3 protein-coding genes are annotated in these 1,593 nt (G+C 66.8%); all 3 read left to right on the forward strand.

Going from position 1 to position 1,593, the window contains the following annotated elements:
* Positions 1-416: hypothetical protein (locus Q4C89_RS15060; RefSeq protein WP_303103434.1), on the forward strand; the 416-nt coding region annotated here is incomplete at its 5' end.
* A complete protein-coding gene (locus tag Q4C89_RS15065; RefSeq protein WP_303103435.1) occupies positions 413-1,348 on the forward strand; it encodes an ATP-binding protein in 936 nt (311 codons plus the stop codon). The genes Q4C89_RS15060 and Q4C89_RS15065, both read left to right, overlap by 4 nt.
* Positions 1,345-1,593: hypothetical protein (locus tag Q4C89_RS15070; protein WP_303103436.1), on the forward strand; the 249-nt coding region annotated here is incomplete at its 3' end. The genes Q4C89_RS15065 and Q4C89_RS15070, both read left to right, overlap by 4 nt.

Genomic DNA, 1,593 nt, shown 5'->3' on the forward strand with positions numbered 1-1,593 from the left:
AAAGACAAGACGTCGTCTATGCCCAGCCTGAAGTCTTTGAAGGGGAAGTTTTCGACCCTGAACCGGCCCCCGCAACTCAGGCCCCTGTTCAGGATCCCCAAGGCCCCTCGAATGCTGGTGAAAGCAACACCACGGGCACTGAAGATGTTCCGCCCGCCGCCGCGCCGCTGGACGCGCTGCGCCAGGCCCTCTCGCCCTGGAGTGCCGACAAGCTGATCGCCGAGCGCACCGCACGCCAGGGCGAACGCGGCTGGCTGTCGCTGATCCCTGAGCGCATCTGGGAACTGCGGCAGCAGGCTTTCGAGAAGCACGGCAACCGCTACCGGGGCGACCTGTGCGCCCTGTTGGACACCGAAATCACGAAAAACCAACCCGCGAACGGCACCGACGCTGCCGAAAAGGACTGGCTGGCATGACTGCTGCTGAGATTCTTCCCCTGGCCCAAGCCCAACTGGAGCACGCCCGCGCCAATGACCTCGCCCTGAACCCTGGCCCCTTGCCGCTGCCCGACCTTGCGGAGCAGGCCGCCGACGCCCTGAACGCAGTGACGGCCCCCGCTTCGCCCGCTGGGAAGTTCCTGGCGATGATTCCCCGCCAGCCGGAAGTCACGCCCGTTGCTGCGCCCGCTTCAGCGTGCGGCGACCCGGAATGCTTTGACGGCTGGATTGAGTCGCCTGAAGGTGCCCGCCGCTGCCCACGCTGCGCGGCGCAGGCCCAGACCCAGAAGCTGGCCGAGCAGTACGCCCGCGCCGGGGTCGAGGGCAGCCTGTACCACCTGACCTGGGAGGACGTTCGCCTGCGGCACGAAAGCTGGCGGCTGGTTCGCGCCCTGGGCCAGAACATCCGCGACGTGATGCGCGACTGCCTGAGCGTCGCCATGGTGGGCGAGCGGGGCCGGGGCAAGACCCAGGCCGGGGTGCTGCTCGCCAAGGATGCGATTGAGGCCGGGTACAGCGCCCTGGTGACCGACTGGGCCGAGTGGGTGGACGAGGTGCAGAGCGACTACACCCGTCGGGTCAAGACCCAGGCCGAACACGTCACGGCCCTGACGACGCCTGACCTGCTGGTGCTCGACGACGTAGGCGCGGCAGCTTCGGCGGCGGGCGACTTGGAGCGCAAGCTGTTCACTCGCGTCATCGGTGCCCGCTACAACCGTCGCAAGCCGACCATCATCACCGCCAATCTCAGCAAGAGCGAGTTGCAGGCGGCGATGGGTGAGCGGGCGTTTGACCGCATCGAGCACGCCTGCGCCTGGGTGGTCTTCAACGGGCCATCTGAGCGGGCCGAGGTCGAGCGCAACCGGGTACAGGACACCCTGGAACGTATTCGCCGGGAGGCGGGACTGTGAGCCGCCTGCTTCGCAACATGCAGCGGCAAAGGGCTCAGGCTGACCTTGACGGCGGCTGGATGGCTGACCCGCTGCGCCTGCCCTTCATGCGGATTCTGGAGGGGGTCAAGTACCTGAATCTCTCCGAAGCCTTCCGGATTCTGGTGACGTGCGGGGCCTGTGCCCTGACTGCCGGGCAGGAGGAGGAGCTTTACAGAAAAGGGTGTGGTCGGAAAGCCCAGGGTTTTAACCCTGGGATGGATAGC

The sequence above is a fragment of the Deinococcus sp. genome (assembly GCF_030523985.1).
GTDB lineage: Bacteria > Deinococcota > Deinococci > Deinococcales > Deinococcaceae > Deinococcus.

What these genes read in the sequence shown, in the direction of transcription:
- Q4C89_RS15065 (WP_303103435.1), top strand. Translation starts at nt 413, where the DNA reads ATGACTGCTGCTGAGATTCTTCCCCTGGCCCAAGCCCAACTGGAGCAC.